Annotated in this window: 1 rRNA gene; it reads left to right on the forward strand. The window is 49.4% G+C overall.

The features are described 5' to 3' along the window. Nucleotides 1-32 precede the first annotated feature (32 nt). Nucleotides 33-2,926, forward strand: a 23S ribosomal RNA gene (locus H4J59_RS03995). Nucleotides 2,927-2,955: the final 29 nt, after the last annotated feature.

The following is a 2,955-nucleotide window of genomic DNA, read 5'->3' on the forward strand; positions in this document are numbered from 1 at the left end:
ATAGCTTCTTCGGAAACTACTTGGGGTTGTATGGTTAAGTGACTAAGCGTATGTGGTGGATGCCTTGGCAGTTAGAGGCGATGAAGGACGTGTTAATCTGCGAAAAGCTTTGGTAAGGTGATAAAAACCGTTATAGCCAAAGATATCCGAATGGGGAAACCCACCCAAGGTAACTTGGGTATCGTTAAGTGAATACATAGCTTAACGAGGCGAACCGGGAGAACTGAAACATCTAAGTACCCCGAGGAAAAGAAATCAACCGAGATTTCCTTAGTAGCGGCGAGCGAACGGGAAACAGCCCTTAAGCTTATTGGGTGTTAGTGGAATCTACTGGAAAGTAGAGCGATACAGGGTGATAGCCCCGTACACAAAAACTACCTTTAAGTGAAATCGAGTAGGTCGGCACACGTGAAACGTTGACTGAACATGGGGGGACCATCCTCCAAGGCTAAATACTCCTAACTGACCGATAGTGAACCAGTACCGTGAGGGAAAGGCGAAAAGAACCCCTGTGAGGGGAGTGAAATAGAACCTGAAACCGCATACGTACAAGCAGTGAGAGCTAGATTTAGTCTAGTGATTGCGTACCTTTTGTATAATGGGTCAGCGACTTATATTCTGTAGCAAGGTTAACCGAATAGGGGAGCCGTAGCGAAAGCGAGTGTTAACTGCGCGTTTAGTTGCAGGGTATAGACCCGAAACCCGGCGATCTACCCATGGGCAGGTTGAAGGTTGAGTAACATCAACTGGAGGACCGAACACACGTATGTTGAAAAATGCGGTGATGACTTGTGGGTCGGAGTGAAAGGCTAATCAAGCCGGGAGATAGCTGGTTCTCCCCGAAATCTATTTAGGTAGAGCCTCGCACGAACACCATTGGGGGTAGAGCACTGTTAAGGCTAGGGGGTCATCCCGACTTACCAACCCTTTGCAAACTCCGAATACCAATGAGTGATATGCGGGAGACACACTACGGGTGCTAACGTCCGTTGTGAAGAGGGAAACAACCCAGACCGCCAGCTAAGGTCCCAAAGTACTAGTTAAGTGGGAAACGATGTGGAAAGGCATAGACAGCTAGGAGGTTGGCTTAGAAGCAGCCATCCTTTAAAGAAAGCGTAATAGCTCACTAGTCGAGTCGGTCTGCGCGGAAGATGTAACGGGGCTAAACTAGTCACCGAAGCTGCGGATTTGACCTTAGGGTCAAGTGGTAGGGGAGCGTTCTGTAAGCCGTTGAAGGTGAGTTGTAAAGCTTGCTGGAGGTATCAGAAGTGCGAATGCTGACATGAGTAACGATAAGGGGAGTGAAAAACTCCCCCGCCGAAAGACCAAGGTTTCCTGTCCCATGTTAATCAGGGCAGGGTAAGTCGGCCCCTAAGGCGAGGCGGAAACGCGTAGTCGATGGGAAACAGATTAATATTTCTGTACTTCTATATATTGCGAAGGAGGGACGGAGTAGGCTAGGTGAGCACGGCGTTGGTAGTCCGTGTGAAAGTATGTAGGCGGTTATCTTAGGTAAATCCGGGATTTCATTTAAACGCTGAGATACGAGACGAGACTCTACGGAGTTGAAGTCATTGATGCCATGCTTCCAGGAAAAGCTTCTAAGCTTCAGATATATAGGAACCGTACCCCAAACCGACACAGGTGGTTAGGTAGAGAATACTAAGGCGCTTGAGAGAACTCGGGTGAAGGAACTAGGCAAAATAGTACCGTAACTTCGGGAGAAGGTACGCTCTCTAATGTGAATGACTTGCTCAGTAAGCATAGGAGAGTCGAAGTAACCAGGTGGCTGGAACTGTTTATTAAAAACACAGCACTGTGCAAAATCGAAAGATGACGTATACGGTGTGACGCCTGCCCGGTGCCGGAAGGTTAATTGATTGGGTTATCTTCGGAGAAGCTCATGATCGAAGCCCCGGTAAACGGCGGCCGTAACTATAACGGTCCTAAGGTAGCGAAATTCCTTGTCGGGTAAGTTCCGACCTGCACGAATGGCGTAATCATGGCCACACTGTCTCCACCCGAGACTCAGTGAAATTGAAATTGCGGTTAAGATGCCGTATACCCGCGGCTAGACGGAAAGACCCCGTGAACCTTTACTATAGCTTGACAGTGAACATTGCTCCTACATGTGTAGGATAGGTGGGAGACTATGAAACCATGTCGCTAGATGTGGTGGAGTCTACCTTGAAATACCACCCTTGTATGCGTGATGTTCTAACCTAGGGCCCTTATCGGGCTTGGGGACACTGTCTGGTGGGTAGTTTGACTGGGGCGGTCTCCTCCTAAAGAGTAACGGAGGAGCACGAAGGTTGGCTAAGTACGGTCGGACATCGTACGGTTAGTGCAATGGCATAAGCCAGCTTAACTGCGAGACAGACACGTCGAGCAGGTACGAAAGTAGGTCATAGTGATCCGGTGGTTCTGTATGGAAGGGCCATCGCTCAACGGATAAAAGGTACTCCGGGGATAACAGGCTGATACCGCCCAAGAGTTCATATCGACGGCGGTGTTTGGCACCTCGATGTCGGCTCATCACATCCTGGGGCTGAAGTCGGTCCCAAGGGTATGGCTGTTCGCCATTTAAAGTGGTACGCGAGCTGGGTTTAGAACGTCGTGAGACAGTTCGGTCCCTATCTGCCGTGGGCGTTTGAGAATTGAAGAGGGCTGCTCCTAGTACGAGAGGACCGGAGTGGACGAACCGCTGGTGTTCGGGTTGTTATGCCAATAGCATTGCCCGGTAGCTACGTTCGGAACTGATAACCGCTGAAAGCATCTAAGCGGGAAGCAGGCTTTGAGATGAGTTCTCACTGGAGCTTTAAGCTCCCTAAAGGGTCGTTGGAGACTACAACGTTGATAGGTTGGGTGTGTAAGGACTGCGAGGTCTTGAGCTAACCAATACTAATTACCCGTGAGGCTTAACCATACAACACCCAAGTGGTTTTAAGTTGTGTG

The organism is Colwellia sp. MB02u-10 (assembly GCF_014077185.1).
Taxonomy (GTDB): domain Bacteria; phylum Pseudomonadota; class Gammaproteobacteria; order Enterobacterales; family Alteromonadaceae; genus Cognaticolwellia.